General features: G+C 71.2%; 22 protein-coding genes. 16 read left to right on the forward strand and 6 right to left on the reverse strand.

Features of this window, described 5'->3' with window-relative positions; all coding sequences use genetic code 11:
* Positions 1-32 precede the first annotated feature (32 nt).
* Complete coding sequence (locus ACZ7OH_RS31225) at positions 33-1,220, reverse strand: glycoside hydrolase family 88/105 protein (RefSeq protein ID WP_470284101.1); 1,188 nt, start codon at positions 1,218-1,220, stop codon at positions 33-35.
* A 398-nt stretch (positions 1,221-1,618) separates the two neighbouring features.
* Here ACZ7OH_RS31225 and ACZ7OH_RS31230 point away from each other — a divergent pair, with 398 nt between their 5' ends.
* On the forward strand, positions 1,619-3,391 hold the full coding sequence (locus tag ACZ7OH_RS31230) for a discoidin domain-containing protein (protein ID WP_470284102.1): 1,773 nt from the start codon (positions 1,619-1,621) through the stop codon (positions 3,389-3,391).
* Here the strand turns inward: ACZ7OH_RS31230 and ACZ7OH_RS31235 are convergent.
* Entirely contained in the window at positions 3,370-4,602 is a 1,233-nt protein-coding gene (locus ACZ7OH_RS31235) for an MGH1-like glycoside hydrolase domain-containing protein (RefSeq protein ID WP_470284103.1), read from the reverse strand. The two genes, ACZ7OH_RS31230 and ACZ7OH_RS31235, sit on opposite strands and share 22 nt — an antisense overlap.
* Before the next feature lie 59 nt (positions 4,603-4,661).
* On the opposite strand from ACZ7OH_RS31235, the gene ACZ7OH_RS31240 reads away from it, so the two are divergent.
* Together ACZ7OH_RS31240 and ACZ7OH_RS31245 are read left to right on the forward strand one after the other, a co-directional pair.
* Positions 4,662-6,146 carry an ROK family transcriptional regulator gene (locus ACZ7OH_RS31240; protein ID WP_470284104.1) on the forward strand — a complete coding sequence of 495 codons (1,485 nt, stop codon included), beginning with the start codon at positions 4,662-4,664 and terminating at the stop codon, positions 6,144-6,146.
* A 293-nt stretch (positions 6,147-6,439) separates the two neighbouring features.
* A complete protein-coding gene (locus ACZ7OH_RS31245) occupies positions 6,440-8,371 on the forward strand; it encodes a S53 family peptidase (protein WP_470284105.1) in 1,932 nt (643 codons plus the stop codon).
* Between the two features lie 53 nt (positions 8,372-8,424).
* Here the strand turns inward: ACZ7OH_RS31245 and ACZ7OH_RS31250 are convergent, their stop codons facing one another.
* Positions 8,425-9,975, reverse strand: coding sequence for a sensor histidine kinase (locus ACZ7OH_RS31250; protein ID WP_470284336.1), 1,551 nt, complete (start codon positions 9,973-9,975; stop codon positions 8,425-8,427).
* Positions 9,976-10,123: 148 nt separating this feature from the next.
* Here ACZ7OH_RS31250 and ACZ7OH_RS31255 point away from each other — a divergent pair, with 148 nt between their 5' ends.
* The 3 genes from ACZ7OH_RS31255 to ACZ7OH_RS31265 are packed head-to-tail and all read left to right on the forward strand — an operon-like array spanning position 10,124 to position 13,193.
* Positions 10,124-11,485 (forward strand): purine-cytosine permease family protein, encoded by a 1,362-nt coding sequence (locus ACZ7OH_RS31255; RefSeq protein WP_400902824.1) that lies wholly within the window; start codon positions 10,124-10,126, stop codon positions 11,483-11,485.
* A 44-nt stretch (positions 11,486-11,529) separates the two neighbouring features.
* Positions 11,530-12,201: an SDR family NAD(P)-dependent oxidoreductase gene (locus ACZ7OH_RS31260; RefSeq protein ID WP_470284106.1), complete on the forward strand. Its 672-nt coding sequence runs from the start codon at positions 11,530-11,532 to the stop codon at positions 12,199-12,201.
* Entirely contained in the window at positions 12,198-13,193 is a 996-nt protein-coding gene (locus ACZ7OH_RS31265; RefSeq protein WP_470284107.1) for an S-adenosylmethionine:tRNA ribosyltransferase-isomerase, read from the forward strand. Before ACZ7OH_RS31260 ends, ACZ7OH_RS31265 begins: the two co-directional genes overlap by 4 nt.
* Positions 13,194-13,854: 661 nt before the next feature.
* Here ACZ7OH_RS31265 and ACZ7OH_RS31270 read toward each other — a convergent pair.
* Both ACZ7OH_RS31270 and ACZ7OH_RS31275 read right to left on the reverse strand, forming a co-directional pair.
* On the reverse strand, positions 13,855-14,241 hold the full coding sequence (locus ACZ7OH_RS31270; RefSeq protein ID WP_470284108.1) for a hypothetical protein: 387 nt from the start codon (positions 14,239-14,241) through the stop codon (positions 13,855-13,857).
* Positions 14,242-14,261: 20 nt separating this feature from the next.
* Positions 14,262-14,678, reverse strand: a complete 417-nt coding sequence (locus ACZ7OH_RS31275; RefSeq protein WP_470284109.1) for a hypothetical protein — start codon at positions 14,676-14,678, stop codon at positions 14,262-14,264.
* 183 nt (positions 14,679-14,861) lie between these two features.
* On the opposite strand from ACZ7OH_RS31275, the gene ACZ7OH_RS31280 reads away from it, so the two are divergent.
* The 6 genes from ACZ7OH_RS31280 to ACZ7OH_RS31305 all read left to right on the forward strand — a co-directional run bounded on the left by ACZ7OH_RS31280 (position 14,862) and on the right by ACZ7OH_RS31305 (position 19,910).
* Positions 14,862-15,920, forward strand: a complete 1,059-nt coding sequence (locus tag ACZ7OH_RS31280) for an ABC transporter substrate-binding protein (protein ID WP_470284110.1) — start codon at positions 14,862-14,864, stop codon at positions 15,918-15,920.
* Positions 15,921-15,939: 19 nt separating this feature from the next.
* The gene (locus ACZ7OH_RS31285) at positions 15,940-16,731 is read left to right on the forward strand and encodes an ABC transporter ATP-binding protein (protein ID WP_400902840.1); all 792 of its coding nucleotides are present in this window, start codon (positions 15,940-15,942) and stop codon (positions 16,729-16,731) included.
* Complete coding sequence (locus ACZ7OH_RS31290) at positions 16,718-17,602, forward strand: ABC transporter permease (protein WP_470284111.1); 885 nt, start codon at positions 16,718-16,720, stop codon at positions 17,600-17,602. The genes ACZ7OH_RS31285 and ACZ7OH_RS31290 overlap by 14 nt, the downstream gene beginning before the upstream one ends.
* Before the next feature lie 78 nt (positions 17,603-17,680).
* Positions 17,681-18,058 carry a DUF1761 domain-containing protein gene (locus ACZ7OH_RS31295; protein WP_470284112.1) on the forward strand — a complete coding sequence of 126 codons (378 nt, stop codon included), beginning with the start codon at positions 17,681-17,683 and terminating at the stop codon, positions 18,056-18,058.
* Positions 18,055-18,870 carry an SMP-30/gluconolactonase/LRE family protein gene (locus tag ACZ7OH_RS31300; RefSeq protein ID WP_470284113.1) on the forward strand — a complete coding sequence of 272 codons (816 nt, stop codon included), beginning with the start codon at positions 18,055-18,057 and terminating at the stop codon, positions 18,868-18,870. Before ACZ7OH_RS31295 ends, ACZ7OH_RS31300 begins: the two co-directional genes overlap by 4 nt.
* Positions 18,871-18,968: 98 nt before the next feature.
* Positions 18,969-19,910, forward strand: a complete 942-nt coding sequence (locus tag ACZ7OH_RS31305; protein WP_470284114.1) for an acyl-ACP desaturase — start codon at positions 18,969-18,971, stop codon at positions 19,908-19,910.
* A gap of 123 nt (positions 19,911-20,033) precedes the next feature.
* Here the strand turns inward: ACZ7OH_RS31305 and ACZ7OH_RS31310 are convergent, their stop codons facing one another.
* On the reverse strand, positions 20,034-21,605 hold the full coding sequence (locus tag ACZ7OH_RS31310) for a DEAD/DEAH box helicase (protein ID WP_470284115.1): 1,572 nt from the start codon (positions 21,603-21,605) through the stop codon (positions 20,034-20,036).
* Between the two features lie 236 nt (positions 21,606-21,841).
* Here ACZ7OH_RS31310 and ACZ7OH_RS31315 point away from each other — a divergent pair, with 236 nt between their 5' ends.
* Genes ACZ7OH_RS31315 through ACZ7OH_RS31330 form a run of 4 tightly spaced genes read left to right on the forward strand, consistent with a single transcriptional unit; the run spans position 21,842 to position 25,419 of the window.
* Entirely contained in the window at positions 21,842-23,548 is a 1,707-nt protein-coding gene (locus tag ACZ7OH_RS31315; protein ID WP_470284116.1) for an acyl-CoA dehydrogenase, read from the forward strand.
* 41 nt (positions 23,549-23,589) lie between these two features.
* Entirely contained in the window at positions 23,590-24,360 is a 771-nt protein-coding gene (locus ACZ7OH_RS31320; protein ID WP_470284117.1) for a 2-keto-4-pentenoate hydratase, read from the forward strand.
* Between the two features lie 29 nt (positions 24,361-24,389).
* Complete coding sequence (locus ACZ7OH_RS31325; RefSeq protein WP_470284118.1) at positions 24,390-25,001, forward strand: VOC family protein; 612 nt, start codon at positions 24,390-24,392, stop codon at positions 24,999-25,001.
* Between the two features lie 4 nt (positions 25,002-25,005).
* Entirely contained in the window at positions 25,006-25,419 is a 414-nt protein-coding gene (locus ACZ7OH_RS31330) for a hypothetical protein (RefSeq protein WP_470284119.1), read from the forward strand.
* The last annotated feature ends 142 nt before the right edge of the window (positions 25,420-25,561 follow it).

Here is a 25,561-nt window from a genome sequence, read left to right on the forward strand (position 1 = left end):
GCCGGGGCCCCTCCTGCGGCGCGCCTGCGTGGTCAGTGCGAATACTGCTCGTTCATGATCAGGAACGCGCCCAGGCCGTGGAAGTCGTTCGTCTTGCGGGCCCGGGCGTAGTAGTACGACAGGTCGCCGACGTTCGTGCCCTCGCAGATGTCGGTGATGTTCGTCAGCCCGTCCGAGCCCACCGACACCTTCTTCAGCACGCCGGCGTAGCCGCGGTCCGCCACCGCCTGGTAGGACGACGGCAGGTAGCCGCGCTGCACGCCGCGGGCCATCGTGAACGTGTACATCGACGACGCCGACGTCTCCAGCCAGTTCTTCGGGTCCCCGCCGCGGTCGACGACCTGGTACCAGCGGCCGGTCGCGGCGTCCTGGTAGCGCTGGTAGCCCGCGGCCAGGAACTGGACGATCTCGATCAGCGCGGGCCGCCGCGGGTGGTTCGCCGGGAGGACCTCGAGGATGTCGATCGCCGCCATCCCGAACCAGCCGATCGCGCGCGCCCAGTGGTACTTCGAGTGGTGGCCGGCGCCGGAGGCCCACGACTCGGACCCGTCCTCGTCGTAGGCGTGGTAGAGCAGGTCCTTCGCGGGTTCGCGCAGGTGGCTGAAGTAGACGACGAGGTTCTTCGCGGACTCCTCGAAGCAGTAGCCGCCGTCGTTGAACGCCGCGCCGTACAGCGCGAGGAACGGCTGCGCCATGTAGGCGCCGTCGCCCCACAGCTGGCCGACCTTGCTCGTGGCGTGGAACATGCCGCCGTCGGACGTGCGCGGGTACGCCGGGAAGCGCTTGCGCAGCTGGTCGGCCGCCGTCTTGTACTTCTTGCTGCCCGTCTCCGCGAACAGCAGCGGCAGCATCTGGCACGAGCGCATCGAGTCGAGGTTGGTGAAGCTGTTCGAGATCCCGCTGTCGGTGATGAAGCGGTCGTACCACGCGACGATGTAGTCGAGGTACTTCTTCTCGCCGGTGCGCTTGTAGAAGAGGTACTGGCCGTAGAGGTACAACCCGAGGGTGTAGCCCCAGCCGCCGATCTTGTCCGGCGTGTAGCGCTTCATCGTCGAGTCGATGACGGCGCGGGACCAGTCCGCCGGCGGCGCCGCGCCGCCGATCGGGGGAAGCCGGTCCGCCGCGCGCGCGACGGGACCCGCCGCGGCAAGGGCGCCCAGTGCGCCCAGGGTGCCGGCCAGAACCGCGCGCCGGGTGGGGCGAAGGGGGTGCTCGGACATCCGTTGTCCTTTCGTGCACGGGCCCCGGTGAGCGGGCAGTCCCGGAGCGGGGCACCGCGGAAGACGGTGCCCCGCCCCGGAATAGGTGGCCGGGATGCCGATCCGCCGTCCGTCGGCATCCCGACCGGCTCTGGGGTGGGGGCGCGGCGTGCTGCCCTGGTCGCCGGAGCGGTGGGGGAGAGCGAAAGCGCTCTCTGGGGAAACATTTACTCGCCTCGGAGACGCCAAGTCAAGAGAGATCGGATCTCTCGTCTCATATATTAGATATTTAACCCGGTTGGCCGTAGTGGTGATGTACCGGCCGCTGGGACGACGGGAAAAGGTCGGATCTCAGTCTTGACCGTGCCTTCGAACCAGGAGTACACCACCGGGTGGACCAGACCACTTGGAGGTCGCTGATGTCAGCTCGTTTCCTGCGCCGGGTCTTCGCCGTGTGCGCTTCGCTGCTGGTGGTGGCCGGGCTCGCCGCCGCGCCCGCGTCGGCCGACCTGCAGAAGCCGTCCCAGCAGTGGCTGCGCGACAGCCAGGCGGGCCTGTTCCTGCACTGGGGCATGCGCACGTCCCCCGGTTACACCAGTTGCAGCGCCTGGGAAAAGGCGATCACCGACGGCGGGTGGAATCCCGCCTACTGGGTCACCGAGGCCAAGAAGCTGCACGCGTCGTACCTCGTGCTGGCGTCGTTCCACAGCCGGCTGGGCTACTCGCGGGCGTGGCCCTCGAAGATCCCGGGCAGCTGCACCACCAAGCGGGACTTCCTCGGCGAGCTGGTCGCCGCGGCGAAACCCCAGGGGCTCAAGGTCATCCTCTACATGACCAACGACGCCCAGTGGCACAACGAGGGCGGCCACGAGTGGCTCGACTCGGCCGGTTACTCGAAGTACAAGGGCAAGACCGTCGACCTCGACACCCAGGACGGCTTCGGCCAGTTCAGCTACGACAACTTCTTCGAGGTCATGAAGAACTACCCCGACCTCGGCGGGTTCTGGATCGACAACGACAGCAACTACTGGCTGTCGCACAACCTCTACCAACAGATCTACCAGCAGCGGCCGGACTACCTGCTGAGCAACAACAACGAAGACACGCCGATCATGGACACGATCAGCAACGAGCAGAAGACCGGCATGACGCCGGCGTACGACTACCCGCAGGCGACCTACACGGCGATGCCGCGGCTCACCGAGGCGTGCTTCAAGCTCCCCGACACCGGCTCGTGGTGGTACGGCGGCTCCAACTCGGCGGTGAACAAGGCGCTGAACATCGGACGTCTGGTGACGAACTCGGGGTCGTCGATCAAGTCCCTGATGGCCGAGACGGCGATGGTGAACGGCAAGTTCCCGTCGAACCAGGAGGCGTTCAACAACTTCGCGTCCGGTTACCTCGACGCGATCTGGGAGTCGCTCGGGGGCACGGAGGGTGCCGGGTACATGTACGGCGGCATGCAGCCCGGCTTCTGGAACGACGGCGCGCACGGCGTCATCACCATCAAGGGCGCGACGCAGTACGTGCACGTCCTGACCACGCCGTCGGGCAGCACCCTGAAGATCCGCGACAACGGCTACCGCGTCTCGAAGGTGACGAACCTGCGCACCGGCGCGGCGATCCCCTTCGGTCAGAGCGGCGGCAGCCTGACCATGACGGGACTGTCCGGGTGGGACACCTACGACACGGTCTTCAAGGTCGAGACGGCCGGTCGCACGGGCACGTACGACCCGAAGACCGTGACGCTCAAGGCGAGCGCGTCCGCGAGCGGCCACAGTGGACAGGCCGCGAGCGACGGTGACTACCTGACGTACTTCGACAACAACAAGACCCTGCCGGTGAACCTGGACTACGACCTCGGATCGGCGAAGAAGATCCAGTACCTCGGCCTCAACCAGCGCGAGGACTCGGTCAGCTACGCCCGCTCGGCCAGTGAGCAGTCGGCGCGGATCAAGGCGTACCAGGTCTACGTGTCCGACGACGGCAAGAACTGGGGGAGCGCGGTGAAGTCCGGGACGCTCCCGAGCCACCGCGGCGTCCAGTTCGTCGACCTCACGGCGGTGACGGCGAGGTACGTCCGCCTGCAGGTGACGAGCACGTACGCGGCGTCGAGCGACAGCACGCGCTACAAGCGCCTGCGGATCGACGAGACCTGGGTGGGTTCGGACTACGCGACGCAGGCGGGCTGAGCCAGCAGGTCCAGGGTCAGCGCGGCGGTCCAGCCGAACGACCGGGCTCCGTGCCCGGCGCCGGTCAGCGGGTCCACGTACTCGGCGAAGTCCGTCCGCAGCGCCGTCTCGACGAGGTCGGCCCGCAGGTGCTCGGCCAGGGCGTGCTCGCCGTGGTGCAGCAGCCCGAGCCGGACCAGCCAGCCGACGTTCGCCCACGACGGGCCGCGCCAGTACCGGCCCGGGTCGAACGCCGGCGCGGTCAGGTCGTGGCTCGGGACGCCGTGCACGCGCCCGAGGCCGAACCGCGGCCCGGTGGCCGTCGCCAGCAGTGCCGGGGCGACGGCCAGGTCGGGCAGCAGCAGCGGCAGCAGGCCCGCGCACGTGTACTCCGGCAGCCGCGCGCCGGTGCGGACGTCGCGGGCGAAGAAGAAACCGTCGTCCCACAGGGTTTCCTGCATTGCCTTGGCGACGCGCGCGGCGGACTCGCGGTGCGCGGCGGCGGCCGCGGGCAGGCCCAGCTCGCCCGCGATTTCGGCCAGCGCGAGTTCGGCGTCGGCGAGCAGCGCGTTGAACCCCGGGTCTTCGACGACGAACTCGCCGAAACCTTCGTAGCCGTGGTCCCGGTAGTCCGTCGCGAGCCGCACGTACCGCCCGTAGTCCTCGTCGCTCGGGCGGTCGGCGGCGGCGCCGTGCTCCAGGTCGCGGCGGACGAACCCGGTCGAAGGCGTGACGCGCGCGAGCGGGCCGTCCCAGGCCGGGCTGTTGTCCATCCCGGACTCCCACGGGTGCACGATCGCCGCCAGCCCGCGGCCGCCGGCGTCCCGCGAACGGCGCAGGTACTCGTGCCAGGCCCGCAGTTTCGGGTACAGGGTGGCGAGGAACGTGCGGTCGGGTTCGGCCTGGTGCACCGCGAGCACGGCCCGCGCGTGCACCGGCGGCTGGATCAGCCCGGACGTGCGCCCGGCCCGCCAGAACGACGGGCCGGGGAAGTACGCCTCGGCGGGCGTGTCCGGGTTGAAGAGGATGTGCGGGACGCGGCCGTCGCGCCACTGCGCGGAGAACAGCGTCAGCAGCTCGCGCCGGGCCCGTGCGGGTGCCGAGTGGCGCAGGCCGATCGCGATGAACGCCGAGTCCCAGCTCCACTGGTGCGGGTAGAGCGAGCGTGACGGCACGGTCGACGAGCCGAGCCAGTTTCCGTCCAAGACCGCCGCGGCTCGTGTTACATCCATATGTCCAATCTATCTCCGGCTTGTGTATTGTCAATGGACAAAAGTCCGGGAGGAGCGGGATGCCGACCAGTGCGGGTGAGCTGCTGCAGCTGGTCCGAAGCGAGCGGGCGACGACCCGGAAAGCGCTCCTGACCAGCACGGGGCTGTCCCGCACGACGCTCACCGCCCGGCTGGACCAGCTCCTCGGAGCGGGCTTGCTGGCCGAAGACGGCCACGAGGACTCGACCGGCGGCCGCCCGGCGCGGCACCTGCGCTTCGACGACGGGCACGCGGTCGTCCTGGCGGCGAGCATCGACACGATGCACGCCGAGGCGGCGGTGACCGATTTGGCGGGTAGGCGGCTGGCCCATCGCGCGGGTGAGCTGCGCGTCGCGGATGGGCCGGAGGCGGTGCTGGATCGGATCGCGGAGTGGTTCGAGGCGATGCTCGCGGAGGTGGGACGCCCTGGGGGCGGCCACCAGGGGCAGTCGCCCGGCGAACCGCGGCTGCGGGGGCAGGTGCCAGGCGGGCCGGGTGGGGTTGCGGGGGCCGAGCCCGGCTCGGCCGGCGCGCGCGGTGGCGCAGCGGGAGCCAACCCCAGCTCAGCTGGCGGCCAGGCTGGCGTTGCGGGGGCGGAGCCCAGCTCAGCTGGCGGGCAGGCTGGCGTTGCGGGGGCCGGGCCCGGCTCAGCTGGCGGGCGCGGTGGCGCAGCGTCGGTCAACCCCGGCTCAGCTGCCGGCCAGGCTGGCGTTGCGGGGGCCGACCCCGGCTCAGCCGCTCGACCACGCGGCGCCGCGGGAGCCGGCCCCGGCTGGCCGCCGGTGTGCGGCATCGGCATTTCCGTGCCAGGACCCGTCGAACCCGGCCGCACCTGCGTCACCCAGCCGCCGATCATGCCCGGGTGGGACGGCTACCCCATCGACGCCCACCTCGGCCCGCGGTTCAACGCCCCCGTGCTGGTCGACAACGACGCCAACCTCATGGCCCTGGGCGAGCACCGCGCCCGCTACCCGGACTCCGCAGCCCTCGTGGTGGTCAAGGCGTCCACCGGCATCGGTGCGGGCCTGGTGATCGGCGGCGAGGTCTACCGCGGCGTCGACGGCGGCGCGGGCGACATCGGGCACGTCCGCCTGCCGGACCACCCGGAGGCGCGCTGCCTGTGCGGCTCGACGGGCTGCCTCGCGGCGGTCGCCGGGGGCGGCGCGCTGGCCGCGCGGCTGACGGAACTGGGCCTGCCGACGACGTCGGGCTCGGGCGTCCGCGATCGGATCCTGGCCGGCGAACCGGCGGCGGTGCGCCTGGCCGAAGAAGCCGGGCGGCAGGTGGGGGAAGTGCTGGCGACGCTGGTCTGCGTGGTCAACCCCGGCGTGCTGGTGGTGGCCGGGGACTTGGCCGAGCCGCATTTCGTCGCCGGCGTCCGCGAAGTGCTCTACCGGCGGGCGCTCCCGCGCTCGACGCGGAACTTGCGCATCGAGATCGGTGGGCGCGGTCAGGCGATCGACGGCGCCGTGGCGATGGTCGTGGACGCGGAGTTCTCCCCGGCGGCCGTGGACAAGCGCCTCTGACGGCCGAACTACCGTCACCCCTGGACTGTCCGGTGTGGACGGAGCACCCTACTTTGGTAGGTGGCAGAGGGCGAACCCGCGTGTTCCGCGATACGGACACGAACCGGACTTACCTCGCATACTCTCTCATTCCTCGCGTTTTCCGTGCGACAAATCGGATTTCGGTACCACGCGTGAATTCGCGACCAGATAACGGTTCCGCAGGCACTTCCCCACGAGCGGAACACCGATCTAGTCTCGTCCGGTGTTCCAGGCCCATTTCCTGGGGGCCGCTTTCGAAGAGGGAGATTTCTGTGCGAAGAAGCTCCACCCTGCTCCTTTCGCTCGCGGTGGTGGGTGGCCTGACCGGCGCCCTGCCGGCGACGGCGTCCGCGCAGGGGCGTCAGGACATTCCGCAGTCGCACCCGTTGTGGGCGAACGCGCAGGCGAAGGTCGCCGACACGGCGGCCTCGTCGAAGCTGAGCTTCCGGGTCTACCTGAACCAGCGCGACAACGCCGGCGCCGAAGCGCTGGCGCAGGCCGTGTCCGATCCGGACAGCGCGACCTACCGCCAGTACCTCAGCCCGGACCAGGTGCGCGACCGGTTCGCGGCGAGCGACGCCACGGTGAACGCCGTCAAGTCGTGGCTGACCGGCAACGGCTTCAGCATCGGTGACGTGCCGTCGAACCGCGCTTACGTCGAGGCCACCGGCACCGCCGACCAGACGCAGAAGGCGTTCGACGTCAAGCTGGCCAAGTACAAGGTCAAGGGCCAGACCCTCCGGGCCGCCGACAAGAACCTGTCGGTGCCGGCGAACCTGGCGAACGACGTCCTCGGCGTCGTCGGTGTCGACCAGTCGACCAACCTGTTCAAGCCCGACCATGCCACCGGCTCCGCGACGCCGGCCGACGTGCCGCCCGGCCCCGGCTTCCGCAACGCGCGGCCGTGCAGCGCCTACTACGGCGAGAAGATCGACACCACCGATCCCGCCTACAACGGCCAGCACCTGCCCTACGCCCCCTGTGGCTACACCCCGGCGCAGCTGCGCTCGGCCTACGGCGTCGACAAGGTCGGCGCGGACGGCAAGGGCACCACGATCGCCATCGTGGACGCGTTCGCCTCGCCGAACATCTACTCCGACGCCAGCACGTACGCCAAGAAGAACGACCCGGCGCACCCGCTGAAGCAGAGCCAGTTCAAGCAGCACGTCTTCCCGGCGAACCCGGTTCTCGAGCCGCCGGACCAGTGCGACGCGGCGGGCTGGTACGGCGAGGAGACCCTCGACGTCGAGGCCGCCCACGGTCTCGCGCCGGGCGCTGACATCCTGTACGTCGGTGGCGAGTCCTGCGAGGACAATGCCCTCGACGTGGCGCTGAACTACGTGATCGCCGGCCACAAGGCCGACATCGTGTCGAACTCCTACGGCGACACCGGCGAGGACATCCCGGCCGACATCGTCAAGGTGTTCAACCAGATCTCGGTGCAGGCGGTCCTGGAAGGCATCGGCGTCTACTTCTCCTCGGGCGACAACGGTGACGAGGTCGCGCGCCTCGGCACGCCGTCGCCGGACTTCTCCGCCTCGGCGCCGTGGATCACCGCGGTCGGCGGCACGTCCATCGCCATCGGCAAGGACGGCAAGAAGATCTTCGACACCGGCTGGGAGACCAGCAAGTCGCTGCTGACCAACGGCGTCTACGGCCCGGCCAAGTACACCAGCGGTTCCGGTGGCGGTACCAGCCGCCTGTTCCCGCAGCCCTTCTACCAGAAGGGCGTCGTGCCGGACGCGCTGGCGAAGAAGAACCAGACCGGCGACGCCAAGGGCCGGGTCGTCCCGGACATCTCGGCGATCGGTGACCCGAACACCGGCTTCCTGGTCGGCCAGACGCAGACCTTCCCGGACGGCGTCTACTACGACCAGTACCGGATCGGCGGCACGAGCCTCGCGTCGCCGGTGTTCGCCGGCATCATGGCGGTGGCCGACAGCTTCGACCACTTCCACCACGGCTTCATCAACCCCGTGATCTACAAGCTGACCTCGCGCACTCCGGCGATCAGCGACGTGAAGCACGTGGACGCCGCGGTGGAACGCGTCGACTTCGCGAACTCGACCGACGCCTCGGGCGGCCTGCTCACTTCGGTGCGCACGCTGGACTACCAGGGCCTGACCATCCACACCACCCCCGGCTACGACGACGTGACGGGTCTCGGCACGCCCAACGGGCTGCTGTTCCTGCTGCTCGTCTAGCTAGTGCTCCGTGAAGGGCACCCGCATGGCTCTTGAAGCCATGAGGGTGCCCTTCACGGCTTTTCGGCGACCAGGGGGATGACCGCGCTCACCGCGGTGCCGCCGTCCCCGCTGACCACGGCGAGTTCGCCGCCGAGCGCCTGGACGCGGTCCCGCAGGCCCGCCAGGCCCGTGCCGCCCTCGATGTCCGCGCCGCCGACGCCGGTATCGGTGACCGCCACCCGCAGCTCGGCGCCTTCGACCGCGATCCGCACGTTCACGCGGTCGGTCTGCGCGTGCTTCATCGCGTTCGTCAGCGCCTCCGACGCCACGAAGTACGCCGTCGCCTCGACCGCCGAGTCCAGCCGGGGCACGGTGCCGACCGTCAGGGCCACTTCCAGCGGGATCCGGTCGGCCAGCGACCGGACCGCCGCCACCAGCCCCGCCTCCGTCAGGATCGCCGGGCGGATGCCGCGCGCGAGTTCGCGCAGCTCGGTGATCGCTGTCTGCAGCTCGTCGACCGTGCCGGACAGCAGCGCCCGGACCTCGGTGGGCAGCGCCGGGCCGTACCGGCGCCCGGCCATCCGCAGCAGCAGCACGACGCTGACCAGCCGCTGCTGGGCGCCGTCGTGCAGGTCGCGTTCCAGCCGGCGGCGCTCCTCGTCGCCGGCCGCGACGAGCCGGGCGCGGGACGCCCGCACCTCGGCCAGCCGCTGCTCCAGCTCCGCGGTGAGCCGCTGGTTGTCGAGCACCAGCCCGGCGGCGGCGTTGAGCGCGTCGATCGAGCGGCTGTCCTTCCACACCTCGTCGTCCTGCACCAGCGCCGCCAGCCCGGTGCCGTCGCGCTCCAGCAGCAGCCGGATCATCTCGGCGTTGCCGACGCGGGCGCGCAGCACGCCGGCCAGGAACGCCAGCGGCCACAGGCAGAACAGAACCCGGTAGACCTGCAGCAGCGGCTCCGACAGCGGGTGGCCGTCGCCGAGCGCGGTGCCGGCGCCGGACGCGAGCGCGCCGAACAACGCGATCGCGATCACCGGGGACAGCAGCCGCCGCTGCGGCAGCTGCCCGGTCAGCCACCGGTAGAGGAGCACGACGATCACCCCGGCGCTGATCACCGTGGCGGCGAGCTCCAGCACGCGGTCGGCGAGCACCGCGCTCGCCGGGGTCGTCGAGACCGCCAGCAGGTCGCGCGGGTCGTCGCTGACCAGCAGCCCGAGCACGCCCAGCGCGAACACCACCAGGTAGGCCCCGGCGACGAGCAGCCGTTCCCAGCGCGACCGGAGCCTGCCGTGCGGGAACGCGAGCACGAGGTGCGCGATCACCGGGCTGGACGCGGCGCGCAGCGGCACGGCGATCGTGTACAGCACGGGGCTGCGCGTGAACTGCAGGTCCTCGAGGAACACGGCGATCCCGGCGAGCGCGATGAGCACGCCGATCGGGTTGGCCGGGCGCCGCACGTGCGCGACCGCGCCGGCGAGCAGGAACAGGAACCCGGTCGTGGTGCTGAGCGCCGTGTCGAGCGCGGAGTGGCTGCCCTCGCCCGCCTTGAGGGTCAGCGCGGTGACGCCGAGAGCGAAACCGGCGGCCAGCAAGCCGGTCATCGCCAGCGTCCGCGGATGCTGCACCACGCAACCCTCCCGGTGTGCCTCGCCGGGCAATCCTGGCGCGTGCGTGGAGCGGTCCGGCAGCGGCTAACCGTGATTCGCCCGTTCGGGCCGTCGCGTTACACCACGCGGGCGCGCTTTAGGGTGATCTGCGGACAGGAGGCAGCACATGAGCGGACTGGGTGCCGAGGTCTTCGGCGGGCGGATGCCCACCGGCGGCCGTGACCTGGCGATCGAAACCCACGGCATCAAGCCGGTTCCGGAGGGCAACCGGTTCGGGCGCCCGTGGCGGCTGTTCAGCGTGTGGTTCGCGCCGAACCTGACGATGACGGCGGTCTTCACCGGCACGCTCGCCGCGTCGCTCGGCCTCGGGTTCTGGACCGGTCTGGCGGCGATGCTCGCCGGCACCGTGCTGGGGTCGCTGCCGGTGGCGTACCTGTCGACGTGGGGGCCGCGCACCGGCACCGGCCAGCTGCCCCTGGCCCGGCTGCCCTTCGGTGGCGGGGTGGTGCTGCCGGGGCTCGTCCAGTGGCTCGGCTCGATCGCCTGGGACGCGCTGGTCGGCCTGTTCGGCGGCGAGGCGCTGGCCGAGCTGACCGGGCTGCCGTTCTGGGCCGCGGTGCTGATCGTGCTGGTGCTGCAGTGCGCGCTCGGCGTGTTCGGCTACGCCCTGATCCACCGCGTCCAGGCGGTGATGAGCGTGCTGCTGGTGCTCGCGTTCGCGGCGCTGGCCGTGAAGGTCCTTTCCGGACACCCGATCGCCGCCGCGAACACGGCGTCGGGCGCCGACCTCGCGGGCGGGATCGTGCTGTTCACGACGATCACCTTGTCGCTGGCGATCTCCTGGGCGCCGTACGCGTCGGACTTCAGCCGCTACCTGCCCGTTTCGACGTCTTCGCGGTCGGTGTTCTGGGCGACGCTGCTCGGCCTCGTCGCGTCGTACGCGATCGGTGAGGGCCTCGGGCTCGCGCTGGGGTCGTCGCTGGGCGACCAGACGGCGGCGGGGGTCGCGCACCTGCTCGGCGGCGGGTTCCTGGGTGCGCTGGCGCTGGCGGTGATCGCGCTCGCGGCGGTGTCGTCGAACGCGATGAACGACTACAGCGGCTCGCTCGCCCTGCAGACCGTCGGCGTCCGGCTGCGGCGCCCGGTGTCGGCGGTGGTCGTCACGGTGCTGGCGTTCGCGCTGATCCTCTGGATGCACAGCGGCGACCTGTCGGCGAAGTTCGAGAACGTCCTGCTGTTCGTGAGCTACTGGATCCCGCCGTTCCTCGGCGTGGTCGTGCCGGACTGGCTCGCGCGCACCCGCGGCGGACGGCGGGTGGACGTCCTGGCGTCGACGTCCGTGCGGCCGTGGGCGGCGCTGGTGGCGTTCGTGGTGGGCTTCGGCGCGGCGGTGCCCTTCATGAACACGTCCCTCTACACGGGACCGGTGGCGGCGGCGCTGCACGGCGCGGATCTCGCGTACTACGTCGGTCTGGTGGTTTCGCTGGCAGCGTATTTCCTGCTGCGGCGCCGCATTGACCTCAAGTGATGTAGAGGTTTGACGATGGTGTGGTACCCCTCGAAGGAGGAACCATGCCAACCGCACTCGTCACCGGAGTGTCCGCGGGCCTGGGCCGCGCCCTCGCCGCCGCCCTGGTGAGTCGCAAGTGGACGGTCATCGGCGACGGCCGCGACGCCGCCGCGCTTTCGGCCGCTGCCGGGGAGATCGGCTTCACGGCCGTTCCCGGCGACGTCGCCGACCCGGCCCACCGCGCGTCCCTGGCCGAGGCCTGTCCGTCGCTCGACCTGCTCGTCAACAACGCCAGTTCGCTGGGGGTCAGCCCCTTGCCGCCGTTGGGCAGCTACCCGTTGGCGGAACTGGAAAAGGTCTACCGCGTCAACGTCTTCGCGCCGCTGGCGTTGACGCAGCTGCTGCTGCCCGCGCTGACGGCGGCGCGGGGCACGATCATCGACCTCAGCTCGGACGCGGCGGTCGAAGCGTACGAGGGCTGGGGCGGCTACGGCTCGGCGAAGGCGGCGCTCGACCAGGTCACGGCGGTGCTGGGCGCGGAGAACCCGGAGCTGGCGGTGTACGCGGTCGACCCGGGCGACCTGCGCACGGCGATGCACCAGCGAGCGTTCCCGGGCGAGGACATCTCAGACCGGCCGCTGCCGTCGTCGGCGGTCCCGGCGTTCCTGCGGTTGCTGGACGAACGTCCCCCGAGCGGCCGCTACCGCGCGGCGGATCTGCTGGTGCCGGCATGAGCATCCGGTTCGACCTGCCCGCGGAGCTGTCGGCCTCGGCCCCACCGGAGGCACGCGGCGTCGCGCGCGACGGGGTCCGCTTGCTGGTGGCGTCGCCCGCGGGAGTCCACCATTCGGTGTTCTCGTCGGTGGGCTCGTTCTTGTCCGCGGGCGACTTGCTGGTGGTGAACACGTCGGCAACGCTCCCGGCGGCGGTGGACGCCACCCGCGACGGGCGTCCGATCGCGGTCCACTTTTCGACCTCCCTCGACGACGGTTCGTGGATCGTCGAGCTGCGCACTCCGTCGGGCCCGCTGTTGGACGGCCGCGCGGGAGAGCTGGTGTCGCTGCCGGACGGCGCGTCGCTGACGTTGCTGGAGCCGTTCGCCGCGGGGTCCCGGCGCCTGTGGCGGGCGACGGTGTCGGTGGAGGTCCCGGGCCTCCTCGCGGCGGCGGGCCGCCCGATCCGCTACGGGTACGTGCCGAGGACGTGGCCGTTGACGGATTACCAGACGGTGTTCGCCCGAGAGCCGGGAAGCGCGGAGATGCCCTCGGCGGCGCGGCCGTTCACGGCGTCGCTGGTGACGCGGCTGGTCACGGACGGGGTGTTGTTCGCGCCGCTGGTGCTGCACACGGGGGTGTCCTCCCCGGAGGCGGTCGAGCCCCCGCAGGCGGAGAGGTACCGGGTGCCACCGACGACCTCGGCGCTGGTGTCGTGGGTCCGTTCGCGGGGAGGCCGGGTGATAGCGGTGGGCACAACGGCGGCGCGAGCATTGGAGTCGGCTTCGGAGGGCTCGGCTTCCGGATGGACGAACTTGGTACTGGGCCCGGATCGTCCGGCTCGTTTGGTGGACGGGATCGTGACGGGTCTGCACGCCCCGGACGCGTCGCATCTGTTGTTGCTGGAGGCGGTGGTCGGCCGGGAGCTGGTCCAGCGTGCGTACGACGCGGCGGTGGAGCGGAAGTACTTGTGGCACGAGTTCGGCGACGTGTCCTTGTTGTTGCGCCGCTGACCTGCCTGCTGTCTTTGCCGAGGGTGGGGTGGCTCCGGTGGTCGGTGGTCTGGCGGCACTGGCCTGGCCCACAGCCACTGGGCACACTCAAACCTGCCGGCTGCCCGGCCGCGACGTGTCGCTGCTGCTGGGCCGCCGCCGATCCGTCGCCCACACAAGACCCCGCCCTCCCTGGGGGCCTGCCCGCTTCCAGCGTATCGAGGTGGTCCGACGAAAACCCCGCTGAAGCTGCGGCCCGGGCGGGCTCATCCACGTCACGCCCGGGCTGTGGACAACTCGGACGCTGGTTTCGGGTCGCCACGGTCTGTCGCCGACAGTCGAGCTGTCCCGTGATCGCCACTATGGCGATCCGTCTGCCCACGGCCGCGCCTGCCGGCAGCGAACACGCAGCGTGGCGTGTTGCCAAGCCGCTGGTCGGCCGCCGCTCACGCAGACCCGAGGTTCTCGCCTAATTGGGGGACTTTCGGCAGGCCTGGCGGGGCCGCGGCGAGGAGTCTCGGCGCGACTTCGCCGGGGCCCCTGGCGTAGCAGCAGACGGGGGCGGCCGACGTGCCAGCCCCTCCCCGGGAACCTAGCCACAGGCCAAGTGAAACCACAGCCCGGGCGGGCTCATCCACATCACGCCCGGGCTGTGGAAAACCAGCAGCAAGAAAAGCGGGCCCTAGCGCCGCACGGCTTCCGAGCGTCGTCGGGAGCGGAGCAGGCCGAACCCGGCCACCACCGCGATCCCGAACCCGACCCCGGTCACCACCGAAGCCACCAAACTCGCCGTCGCGGTCGCCAACCCGAACGCCCCACCCAGGTAAACCGGGATGCTCACCGCCACCGGCAGCCAGTTCCGCAACGCGAAAGCGCGGTCCGACGCCACCCACAGCACCAGCGTCACCGCCGCCCCGGTCAGCACCGGGATCGCCCACACCACCAGGCTCGTCACCGCGTCCATGCCGAGTGACCTGAGCCACTCGAACGTCGCCTGGCCCATCCCGATGAACAGCACGACCAGCGCCACGCGGACGCCGGTGGCTCCCTGGCCCCGTCGGCTCGTCATGTTCCCTCCCGAGTACGTCGTCACTCGTACCACGTTCGGGTGACGGAAGAGGTTGCCTCGGAGCGCCGGGCGATTCGCCAGCGCGCGGCCGCGACCACCAGGAAGAGCAGCAGCGGGACGGTCATGAACACGAGCACGAACCGGTGACCCGGGGTCGCCGAGCCGGTGACCAGGCCGGACAGCCCGAGGACGGTCGCGGGGGCAGCCAGTGCGACCAGCGGAACCGTCAGGCGAGCCTGGCCCTTGCCCGTGCGCCACCAGTAGAGGAGGCCACCAGCCAGGCCGAGCAGATCCAGCGCGACCACCAGCACCACGGCCGTCCACTCGCCGACGCCGAGCGTGGTCAGCCAGTCGGCCCCGATCGGGCTCAGCGCGCCGCCCGCCCACGTCGCCAGCGCCACCAGGACCACCAGCCGGATTTCCGCCACTGTCTTCATCGCTCCCCCTCGAAGTCGTCGAGAGCACCACGCGCGAGCCGGCCGGATGGTTGCCTATAGGCGCACCCCGAGACCGATGTCAAGGAATCTCAGCCGATTTCCCGAGATGCGGATGGCTATGCGCCCCAGTGGGTGACCGTGCAAACCTCGCCCCGACACCGACCCCCGAAAGGCGACCCCGACGTGCGCACCCACCACAGAACCCGCTTCCTGGCCTCGGCGCTGGCCGCCCTGACCGTCGTGGGCGTGCTCGCGGGCTGTTCCCGGGCCGACAGCACCGCCGCCCCGGCCGCGAACCAGGGGTCCGCCGCGGAGGTGCGGCTCGGCTTCTTCCCGAACGTCACCCACGCGCCCGCGCTGATCGGCGTCAAGAAGGACTTCTTCAAGCAAGAGCTCGGCTCGACCAAGCTCACCACCCAGACCTTCAACGCCGGCCCCGAAGAGGTCAACGCGCTGCTCGGCGGCTCGCTCGACATCGCCTACATCGGCTCCGGCCCGGCGATCAACGCCTTCACCAAGTCCAAGGGCGCCATCCAGCTGGTCTCCGGCGCCGTCTCGGGTGGCGCGCAGCTCGTCGTCAAGCCGGACATCACCAGCGTCGACCAGCTCAAGGGCAAGACGATCGCCACGCCGCAGCTGGCCAACACCCAGGACGTCGCGCTCAAGAAGTTCCTCGCCGGCAAGCAGCTGACCGACCAGGTCAAGATCACCAACCTGGACAACTCCAAGACGCTCGACGCCTTCAAGAAGGGCGAGCTCGACGGCGGCTGGCTGCCCGAGCCGTGGGCGTCCCGGCTGGTCCTCGACGCCGGTGCGAAGGTCCTGGTCGACGAGAAGGACCTGTGGCCCGGCGGCCGCTTCCCGACCACCGTCGTCATCGTGCGCAGCGAGTTCCTGCAGCAGCACCCGGACACCGTGAAGGCGGTCCTGAAGGGCCAGCTCGACGCGATCGACTGGGCGAAGGCCAACCCGGCGGACGCGAAGACCGTCGTCAACGGCGCTCTCAAGGAGTTCGCCGGCAGCAGCTTGAGCCAGGGCGTCATCGACCGCGCGTTCTCCGGCATCGAGCTGACCACCGACCCGATCCCGGCCGAGTTCCCGCAGCTCGCCCAGGACTCGGTGACGGCCGGCGTGGTGAAGTCGGCGGTAGCGTTGAAGGGCTTCGCCGACTTCGGGCCGCTCAACGACGTCCTCAAGGAGAAGAACCAGCCCGCCGTCAACGCGCCCGAACTCGTCAAGTGATCCCGAGAGGCAGCCAGCGATGACCACGACCCTCCCGACCGGCCGGAGCAGCTTCACCGGTGCGACCGCGGTCCGGCTCGACGGCGTCCGCAAGACGTTCGGCCCGGCCGGGCGGGCGGTCGTCGCGCTCGACGGCGTCGACCTCACGGTCGCGCCCGGCGAGTTCGTCTGCCTGCTCGGCGCGTCCGGCTGCGGCAAGAGCACGCTGCTGAACCTGGTCGCGGGGCTCGACGCGCCGTCGGCGGGGGAGATCACGCTGAACACGTCGCGGCCCGCGGTCATGTTCCAGGAGGCCGCGCTGATGCCGTGGCTGACCGCGGCCCGCAACGTCGAGCTGCCGCTGCGGCTGGCCGGTTTCGGGCGCGCCGAGCGTCGCGAAAAGGCCGCCGAGCTGCTGGACCTCGTCCGGCTGAACGGCGCGGGCGGCAAGCGGCCGCACGAGCTGTCCGGCGGGATGCGGCAGCGGGTCGCGCTGGCCCGCGCGCTGGCCGCGACCCTGCGCGTCGGCGGCGACCCGGAGCAGGCGCTGCTGCTGATGGACGAGCCGTTCGCCGCGCTCGACGCCATCACCCGGGACGTCCTGCAGGGCGAGCTGCTGCGCGTCTACCGCAGCACCGGCACGTCGGTGCTGTTCGTGACCCACGACGTGCGCGAGGCCGTCCGGCTCGGGCAGCGGGTCGTGCTCCTGTCGTCGCGGCCGGGCAAGGTCGTGCGCGAGTGGACGGACGTGCCCCTGGCCGACGCCGAGGAGCTCACCGAGGAGATCACCGGGCACCTGCGAGAGGTGATCAGCACCCATGCCGCAGCTTGACCAGTCCGCCGAAGACGACCTCGACGCGGTCGGCGCCGGACTGGACTCGCTCGACGCCCCGCCCGGCGAGCGCCGCCCGAGCTTCTGGAAGCGGTTCGCCTGGGGTTTCCTGCCCCCGGTGCTGGCGGTGGCCCTGCTGGTGGTCGTCTGGCAGATCCTCTGGGCGGCGGCGTTCTGGTCGGAGGCCCAGCTGCCCGCCCCGATCGCGGTGTGGAACGAGTTCTGGGGCATCGTCGTCGACGGCAAGGTGTTCGGCTTCGTCTGGACGTCGGTGCACCGCGCCGCGCTCGGCTTCCTCGCGGGGGTGGTGATCGGCACGCCGCTCGGCCTGGTGGTGGCGAAGGTCCGGGTGGTCCGCGCGGCGCTCGGGCCGCTGCTGACGGGGCTGCAGAGCCTGCCGTCGGTGGCGTGGGTGCCGGCGGCGATCCTGTGGTTCGGCATCAACGACGGGGCGATCTACTTCGTCGTGCTGCTGGGCTCGGTGCCGTCGATCGCGAACGGCCTGGTGTCGGGCATCGACCAGATCCCGCCGATCCTGCCGAGGGTGGGCCAGGTGATGGGCGCGAACCGGCTGTCGTCGGCCCGCCACATCCTGCTGCCGGCGGCGCTGCCGGGGTTCTTGGCGGGGTTGAAGCAGGGCTGGGCGTTCTCGTGGCGCTCGCTGATGGCGGCGGAGCTGATCGCGTTGTCGCCGCAGCTGGGTGTCGGGCTCGGGGCGTACCTGAACCAGGGCTCGTCGCTGAACAGCATCGAGACGGTGATCGCGGCGATCTTCCTGATCCTGCTGGTGGGGATCGGGATCGAGCTGCTGGTGTTCCGTCCGCTGGAGCGGGCGGTGCTGCGGGCTCGCGGGCTGACTTCGTCGCTTTAGAAGTTTTTCGCCGCCGGGTGTCGAAGCCGGGTTTTCGGCGTCGACGTCCCCTTCGAAAGTCGACGAAGGGAATGGGCGATGGTTCTCGCGGTGCTGGTGGCGTCGGTTGTGGCGTTCGTGGTGAGCGCGGTTTGGTACACGCTGTTCGGAAAGGTCCGGGCCCAGCTCAGCGCGGCCGGCGCCGAGGCACGGCCGTCGCCGTGGCGGATGGGCGCGGAATTCGGCCGAACGCTCGTCCTGGTGACGGTCTTCGCGGTGCTGGCGTCCGCCGCCGGTGTCTCGGGCGTCCCCGGCGCGCTCGGCTTGGCGCTGCTGGCCTGGGCCGGCTTCCCGGTGGTCATCCTGGCCGGCTCGGTGCTCCATGAGCGCGTCCCGGTGCGCCTCGCCGCCTTGCACGCCGGCGACTGGCTGGCCAAGATCGCCGTGGTGGCTCTGGTCCTGGGGGTGTGGCGATGACGTCCGTCCTGCTCGAAGGCATTGCCTTCGGCGAGTCCCCGCGCTGGCACGGCGGGCGGCTCTGGTTCGCCGACTGGCTGGCGCACGAAATCGTGGCGGTCACCACCGCCGGGCAGCGCGAGGTCGTCTTCCGCGCGGACTTCCCCACCATGCCGATGTGCTTCGACTTCCTCGACGGCGAGCCGCTCGTCGTGTCCTCCGCGGACGGCCTGCTGCTTCGGCTCACGGAATCCGGCGTGAAAACCCACGCCGACCTGGGCGGCCGCGGGTTCAACGAGATCGTCGTCGCACGCGATGGCGGCTGCTACGTCAACGGCGGCGGCTTCGACCTGATGGCCGGCGAGGAGTACCGGCCGGGCTCGATCCTGCACGTCACGCCGTCGGGTGAAACGCGCCGCGTGGCCGGCGACATCGCCTTCGGCAACGGCATGGCCCTGACGCCGGACGGCTCGACGCTGATCGTCGCCGAGTCCTACGCGAACCGGCTCACGGCGTTCACCGTGCTCCCGGACGGCGGTCTCGCGGACCGCCGCGTGTGGGCCGATCTCGGTGACGGCGCGCCCGACGGCATCGCGCTCGACGCCTCGGGCGCCGTCTGGGTGTCGGATGTGCCGCACCGCTCGTGCACGCGGGTGCGAGCCGGGGGAGAGGTCCTCGAACGGCTCGAATTCGAGCACGGCTGCTTCGCCTGCGCACTGAGCGACGACACGTTGTACCTGGTCACGCAGGAATGGCGCGGCCTCGACGGCGTCGGAGGGGAGCGGACCGGGCGGATCCTGACGCACCCGGTCGATGTCGGACGCGCTCGGTGACGTCAGTCACGGAACGATGCCCGGCCGGCGTTCGTTGACGGTACCTACGGCACCGTAACTTACGGTTGCGTAGCCCCGACCCCCGGAAGGACGTGCGCATGACCGTCTCCGAGAGCACCGCGCTGATGTACGAGCTGGAGGAGACGGTCGAGGAGAACCTCAACCGCCACCTCGCCGCCGCCCAGGAGTGGATGCCGCACGAGTTCGTGCCGTGGAGCGAAGGCCGGAACTTCGCCGACCTCGGCGGTGAGGCGTGGGACCCGGAGCAGTCGCGGGTCACGCCCATCGCGCGGACCGCGCTCGAGGTCAACCTGCTGACCGAGGACAACCTGCCGAGCTACCACCGGGAGATCGAGCGCGCCTTCGGCCGCGACGGCGCCTGGGGCACGTGGGTGCACCGCTGGACGGCGGAGGAAGGCCGGCACGGCATCTGCATCCGCGACTACCTGCTCGTTACGCGGGCGGTCGACCCGGTCGAGCTCGAGCGGATGCGCATGGAGACCATGCAGGCCGGCTACGAGACCGGCGACAAGCCGCTGCTGCGGGTCTGCGCGTACGTCTCGTTCCAGGAGCTCGCGACGCGGCTGTCGCACCGCAACACCGGCCGCTACACCCAGGACCCGCTGGCGGAGAAGCTGCTGACCCGCGTGTCCACGGACGAGAACCTGCACATGGTCTTCTACCGCAACCTGGTGAAGGCGGCGTTCGAGATCGCCCCGGACGCGACGATGCGCGCGATCACCGACGAAGTCCTCGACTTCGCGATGCCCGGCGCGGTCATCCCGAGCTTCGCCCGCAAGGCGGCGCTGATCGCCAAGGCCGGCATCTACGACCTGCGCATCCACCACGACGACGTCGTGCAGCCGCTGCTGCGGTACTGGAAGGTGTTCGACCGGACGGGCTTCGGCGAGGTCGGCGAGACGGCCCGCGAGGAGCTCGCGGCCTTCCTCAAGACCCTCGACACGCAGGCCGCGCGCTTCGAGGAGCGTCGCGACGCCGCGGCCGCCCGGGCCGCCGCTCGCGGTCTCCCGGCGCTCTGAAACCCGGCGCACGACCAGCCGCGGCAGACCCTCGCCTGCGGAAGGCCGCAGCCGAGGCGCCGGGCCCGGACGTGGCGAAGGCCGCCTCGGAGAATCCGAGGCGGCCTTCGCGAACCCTCTGGCTCAGCGGCCGGTGCGCCGGGCGCCCGCGCGGGTGCCCGACGAGAACGCCGCCGCGCCGCCCGAGCGGTTGCCCGTCGCCGCGGCACCCGAACGCCGGGCGCCACCGCCGGCCGGGGCACCCGAGCGCCGGGAAGCGCCGCCGGCAGCGGCACCGCCCGAGCGGCGGGACCCGCCCGAAGCAGGAGCGTCCGACCGGGGAGCGCCTGATCGTCGCGAGCCACCGGAAGCCGGGCCGCCCGCGTTCCCGCCGGAACGGCCGGAGCGGGGCTGCTCTTCACGCCGCGTCCGGGCCTGCTGGCCGCCGCGGTTCTCCTTCGGCGCCGCACCCCGGCGCCCACGCCCGGCACCCGGGGCCGCGCCCGAAGCCGTCACCTTCTTCGGCCGGTTGTCCACCGCCGGCGCCTTCGAGAACGTCCGCTCGCCCGGGGCCAGCTCCGCCAGCAGCGGGTGACCCGGGCCGAGCTGGGTGGTGGTCGGCTTGATGCCGGCCTTGCGGGTGAGGTCGCGCACGTCGCGGACCTGCGCGTCCGTCATCAGCGTCACCACCGTGCCCGACGCCCCCGCGCGCGCCGTGCGGCCCGAGCGGTGCAGGTACGCCTTGTGCTCCACCGGCGGGTCGGCGTGGATGACCAGCCGGACGTCGTCGACGTGGATGCCGCGCGCCGCGATGTCCGTCGCGACCAGCGTCTTCGCGGTGCCGGACGAGAACGCCTCGAGGTTGCGCGTGCGCGCGTTCTGGCCCAGGTTGCCGTGCAGCTCGACCGCCGGCACGCCCGAGGCCACGAGCTTGCGCGTCAGCGCCTTCGCGCGGCTCTTCGTCCGCGTGAAGACGAGCGTGCGGCCCGGCGCCGCGGTCAGGTCGACCAGCACCGGCAGCCGGTGGGTCTCCTCGAGGTGCAGGACGTGGTGCTCCATGGTCGACACCGGCGACTGCGCCGAGTCGACGCTGTGCGTGACCGGGTCGCTCATGAAGCGCTTGACCAGCACGTCCACGCCGTTGTCCAGCGTCGCGGAGAACAGCAGCCGCTGGCCGCGCGACGGCGTCTGGTCCATGATCCGCCGCACCTCGGGCAGGAAGCCCAGGTCGGCCATGTGGTCGGCCTCGTCCAGCACGGTGATCTCGATCGCGTCGAGCTTCACGTGCCCGGAGCGCATGTGGTCGGCGAGCCGGCCGGGGCAGGCGACGACGATGTCGACGCCGTCGCGCAGCTTCGTGATCTGCGGGTTCGCGCTGACGCCGCCGAAGATGGTGGTCGTCTTGAGGCCCAGCGGCTTGGCCAGCGGCAGGATCGAGGCCTCGATCTGCGTCGCGAGCTCGCGGGTCGGCGCCAGGATCAGCGCGCGGGGACGCCCGGGCTTGCGGCGCGTCGGGCCCGCGGCGAGGCGGGCCAGCACGGGCAGGACGAAGCCGTAGGTCTTGCCGGAGCCGGTCCGGCCGCGGCCGAGCACGTCACGCCCGGCGAGGGTGTGCGGCAGGGTCGCCGCCTGGATGGGGAAGGGCTCGGTGACGCCCTGGGTGGCCAGCGCGGCCACGAGCGGGGTCGGCAGGCCGAGTTCAGCGAAAGTGCTCATAAGTACTTGCGGGCACGCTTGTGCCCTGGTCTCCATAACCTGAGAAGGGTTGTCCTGCCCGGCGCAGACCGGTCAACGGCCGCGGCGCGTGGTAGTCGACAACAGCAGCGGGCCGAGGCAGAACTGAGCGGCCCGCAAGATCAGTGTACCGAATGGGGGTGACCTAGCCCCAGTGAGATTGCCCGCACTCTGGGGGGCTTGCTAAGTTACCGGTCGGTAATCGAGGAGGACGACCCATGCTGCTGAACCCGCACGAGTACGACCCGGCCCACTTCGACGCGGAGACGCGCCGGCTGCTCCGGGCGACCATCGACTGGTTCGAGCAGCGCGGCAAGGCGAAGCTGACCCAGGACTACCACAACCGCGTCTTCTACGCGGACTTCCTCGAGTTCGCGGGCAAGGAAGGCCTGTTCTCGACGTTCCTGACGCCGTCGGCGAACGGAGGCGGCAACCCGGACAAGCGCTGGGACACCAGCCGCGTCGCCGCGCTGTCGGAAATCCTCGGCTTTTACGGCCTGAATTATTGGTACCCGTGGCAGGTCACGATCCTCGGCCTCGGCCCGGTGTGGCAGAGCGGCAACGACGTCGCCCGCAAGCGCGCGGCGGACGCCCTCGACGCCGGCGGCGTCGGCGCCTTCGGACTGTCCGAAAAGGACCACGGCGCCGACATCTACTCCTCGGACATGGTCCTGACCAAGGACGGCGACGGCTACCGCGCCACCGGCTCGAAGTACTACATCGGCAACGGCAACTGCGCGCGCACGGTGTCGGTCTTCGGCCGCATCGACGGTGTCGAAGGCCCCGACCAGTACGTCTTCTTCTACGCCGACTCCGAGCACCCGAACTACCACGTGGTCAAGAACGTCGTGCCGTCGCAGATGTACGTCGCCGAGTTCCGGCTCGAGGACTACCCGGTGCACGCCGACGACATCCTGCACGTCGGCGCCGAAGCCTTCAGCGCCGCGCTGAACACCGTCAACATCGGCAAGTTCAACCTCTGCTTCGGCGGCATCGGCATGGCGACGCACTCGCTGTACGAAGCCATCACGCACGCGCACAACCGCGTCCTGTACGGCAAGCCCGTGACGGACTTCCCGCACGTCCGCCGCGAGTTCGTCGAGGCCTACGCGCGGCTGACGGCGATGAAGCTGTTCTCCGACCGCGCCGTCGACTACTTCCGCAGCGCGAACCCGGACGACCGCCGCTACCTGCTGTTCAACCCGATCACCAAGATGAAGGTGACGACCGAGGCGCAGAAGGTGATCGGCCTGGTCGCCGACGTCGTCGCGGCGAAGGGCTTCGAGGCCGACACCTACCTCGCGATGTCCAAGAACGACATCGACGGCCTGCCGAAGCTCGAAGGCACGGTGGCGGTGAACCTCGCGCTGATCGCGAAGTTCATGCCCGCGTACCTGTTCGCGCCGCAGGAGTACGCGCCGGTCGGCACGCGCACCGATGCCGCGGACGACGAGTTCCTCTTCCGCCAGGGCCCCGCGCGCGGCCTGTCGAAGATCCGGTTCCACGACTGGAAGACCGCCTACGCCGAAGCCGCGCACATCCCGAACGTCGCGCTGTTCACCGCGCAGGCGGGCTACCTGGTCAAGCTGCTCACCGAGGCGGCGCCGGACGAGGCCCAGCAGGCCGACCTCGACTTCGGGCTCGCGCTGACCGAGCTGTTCACGCTGATCGTCTACGGCCAGCTGGTGCTGGAGCAGGCGCGGATCACCGGCCTCGACGAAGAGGTCGTCGACCAGATCTTCGCCGTGCTGGTCCAGGACTTCAGCGCCGCGGCGGTGGACCTGAACGGCAAGGCGAGCTCGACCGACGCCCAGCAGGCGATCGCGCTGGCCGCGTTGCGCAAGCCGGTGGTGGACGCGGAGCGCTTCGAGAACGTCTGGGCGCGGGTCCGGGCGCTTTCCGGGGTCTACGCGATGAACCCGTAAGCCGATCGACACGCGGTCTCCCGGTTGGCAAGATCACGAGCGTGAACCGAGAGCGGGCGGCGGAGCTGATCTGGGACGCGTGGCAGACCGGGAAACGCCTCGACGGACTGCCCGCGGACGCCCGCCCGCGTGACGCGGCCGAGGGCATGGCCGCCCAGGCCGCGCTCGCCGAGCTGGCCGGGCCGGTGTCCGGCTGGAAGATCGCCGCGACCACCGCGTACGCGCGGCAGTACCTCGACGTCCCCGGCCCGCTGCCCGGGGTGATGTTCGAGCGGTTCCGCCACGCCGAGGGCTCGCTCGTGCCGGCCGACACGATGACGATGGGGGTCGCCGAACCCGAGTTCGCCTTCCGGCTCAAGGCCGACCCGGGGTCCTCGCCGTCGCTGACCGCGGTGCTCGACGCCGTCGACACGATGTTCCTCGCGCTCGAGATGCCGGACAGCCGCTACACCGACCACCAGCACGCGGGCGGCCCGCAGCTGCTGGCCGACGTCGCGTGCGCGGGCCGGTTCGTCGAGGGCCGGCCGGTGCCGGGCTGGCGCGACCTCGAGCTGCCGCGGCAGCAGGTCGTCCTGCACGCCGACGGCGAGGAGTTCTCGCGCGGCAGCGGCAGCCTGGTGCTCGGCGACCCGCGGCTGGCGCTGCACTGGCTGGCGATGGAGCTGAGCCGCCACGGCCGGTCCCTGCGCCCGGGCGACGTCGTGACGACCGGGACGGCGACCCCGCCGTGCCCGATCCACGCCGGCGGCCACGTCGTCGCCGACTTCGGCGCGCTGGGCAGCGTCGAGGCGCGGTTCGCCGGGGGAGGGTAATTCGCCGGTTCCGGGGCTATCGTCGGCGCGTGGGCGAGCGCGGCAGGCCACGGCACCCCGACCGGCTGACCCCCGCCGAGTGGCGGGTGGTCGACGCGGTCCGCCACGGCCTGAGCAACGGCGAAATCGCGCGGCGGCGCGGCACCAGCCGGGACGCGGTCAAGTTCCACGTCGGCAACGCCGTCCGCAAGCTCGGCCTGGCCGGGCGGGCCGAGCTGCGCGCGTGGCGCGGCGCCCCGGCGGACAGCGCGCTCGGCCGGGCTTCCGAGGAGGAACCGATGCTGGGACCGATCGGGCAGGTTTCGCGGACCGTCACCGACCTCGCACGGGCGAAAGAGTTCTACGGCGACGTCCTCGGCCTCCCGCACCTGTACACGTTCGGGGACTTGGCGTTCTTCGACTGCGACGGCGTCCGGTTGTTCCTGACGGCCGGCGAGCCTCGCGGAGTGGAGTCAGTGCTGTACTTCACCGTCCCGGACATCGACGCCGCCTACGACACGCTGCGCTCGAAGGGTGTCGAGTTCCTCGGCGCACCGCACCTGATCTTCCGGCACGAGTCCGGCGTCGAGGAGTGGATGGCGTTCTTCACCGACCCCGACGGCCACACCACCGCGATCATGAGCCAGGTGTCGCTAGGGTGATCGGGTGCTGACGTTCCGTGCCGGGTTCCTCGTGCTCGCCGCGGTCGTCCTGCTGCTCGACGCCGGGTTCTGGTGGTTCGCCCACGCCCAGCACCGGACGACCGCCCGGATCGGCTTCCTCGTGGCGTTCGTGCTGCTGCTGGCGCTGCTCGCGGCGGCCGCGGGGCTGGTGCGCTGGGAGGTCGCGGCCCCGCTAGCCGCGGCATCGACGTCAGGCCTGTTCTTCGTCGGCGCGGCGGCGATCTTCAGCGTGGGCCTCGGGTTCCTGCTGGCCGCGGTGGTGGAGGCGGCGCTGGTGCGGCGGCTGGTGCTCGACGCCTCCCCGATGGGGTGGCGCGGCGGGAACTGGCTGATCAGCGCATCGGCGGCGGTGGTGCCGGTGGCCCTGTTCGTGGTGGGGCTGCTGGCGTTGCGCTGAGCCGGGAAGCCCCAGGAGTGGCCCCGCCACTCCCAGGGGGCTGACCCCGGTCCAGTCTATCCGCGCCCACCGACAAACGCCGCCAAAAAGCCACCGGCCGGCGAAGTTGCCCACATCGCGAAGTGCCTGTGGACAACCGGCG

The organism is Amycolatopsis sp. NPDC114478, assembly GCF_055633805.1.

Bases quoted from the DNA above. Each gene is read 5' to 3' on its own strand.
- ACZ7OH_RS31225 (WP_470284101.1), bottom strand. From the start codon at position 1,220: ATGTCCGAGCACCCCCTTCGCCCCACCCGGCGCGCGGTTCTGGCCGGC.
- ACZ7OH_RS31230 (WP_470284102.1), top strand. From the start codon at position 1,619: ATGTCAGCTCGTTTCCTGCGCCGGGTCTTCGCCGTGTGCGCTTCGCTG.
- ACZ7OH_RS31235 (WP_470284103.1), bottom strand. From the start codon at position 4,602: ATGGATGTAACACGAGCCGCGGCGGTCTTGGACGGAAACTGGCTCGGC.
- ACZ7OH_RS31240 (WP_470284104.1), top strand. From the start codon at position 4,662: ATGCCGACCAGTGCGGGTGAGCTGCTGCAGCTGGTCCGAAGCGAGCGG.
- ACZ7OH_RS31255 (WP_400902824.1), top strand. From the start codon at position 10,124: ATGAGCGGACTGGGTGCCGAGGTCTTCGGCGGGCGGATGCCCACCGGC.
- ACZ7OH_RS31260 (WP_470284106.1), top strand. From the start codon at position 11,530: ATGCCAACCGCACTCGTCACCGGAGTGTCCGCGGGCCTGGGCCGCGCC.
- ACZ7OH_RS31265 (WP_470284107.1), top strand. From the start codon at position 12,198: ATGAGCATCCGGTTCGACCTGCCCGCGGAGCTGTCGGCCTCGGCCCCA.
- ACZ7OH_RS31270 (WP_470284108.1), bottom strand. From the start codon at position 14,241: ATGACGAGCCGACGGGGCCAGGGAGCCACCGGCGTCCGCGTGGCGCTG.
- ACZ7OH_RS31275 (WP_470284109.1), bottom strand. From the start codon at position 14,678: ATGAAGACAGTGGCGGAAATCCGGCTGGTGGTCCTGGTGGCGCTGGCG.
- ACZ7OH_RS31285 (WP_400902840.1), top strand. From the start codon at position 15,940: ATGACCACGACCCTCCCGACCGGCCGGAGCAGCTTCACCGGTGCGACC.
- ACZ7OH_RS31290 (WP_470284111.1), top strand. From the start codon at position 16,718: ATGCCGCAGCTTGACCAGTCCGCCGAAGACGACCTCGACGCGGTCGGC.
- ACZ7OH_RS31295 (WP_470284112.1), top strand. From the start codon at position 17,681: ATGGTTCTCGCGGTGCTGGTGGCGTCGGTTGTGGCGTTCGTGGTGAGC.
- ACZ7OH_RS31300 (WP_470284113.1), top strand. From the start codon at position 18,055: ATGACGTCCGTCCTGCTCGAAGGCATTGCCTTCGGCGAGTCCCCGCGC.
- ACZ7OH_RS31305 (WP_470284114.1), top strand. From the start codon at position 18,969: ATGACCGTCTCCGAGAGCACCGCGCTGATGTACGAGCTGGAGGAGACG.
- ACZ7OH_RS31310 (WP_470284115.1), bottom strand. From the start codon at position 21,605: ATGAGCACTTTCGCTGAACTCGGCCTGCCGACCCCGCTCGTGGCCGCG.
- ACZ7OH_RS31315 (WP_470284116.1), top strand. From the start codon at position 21,842: ATGCTGCTGAACCCGCACGAGTACGACCCGGCCCACTTCGACGCGGAG.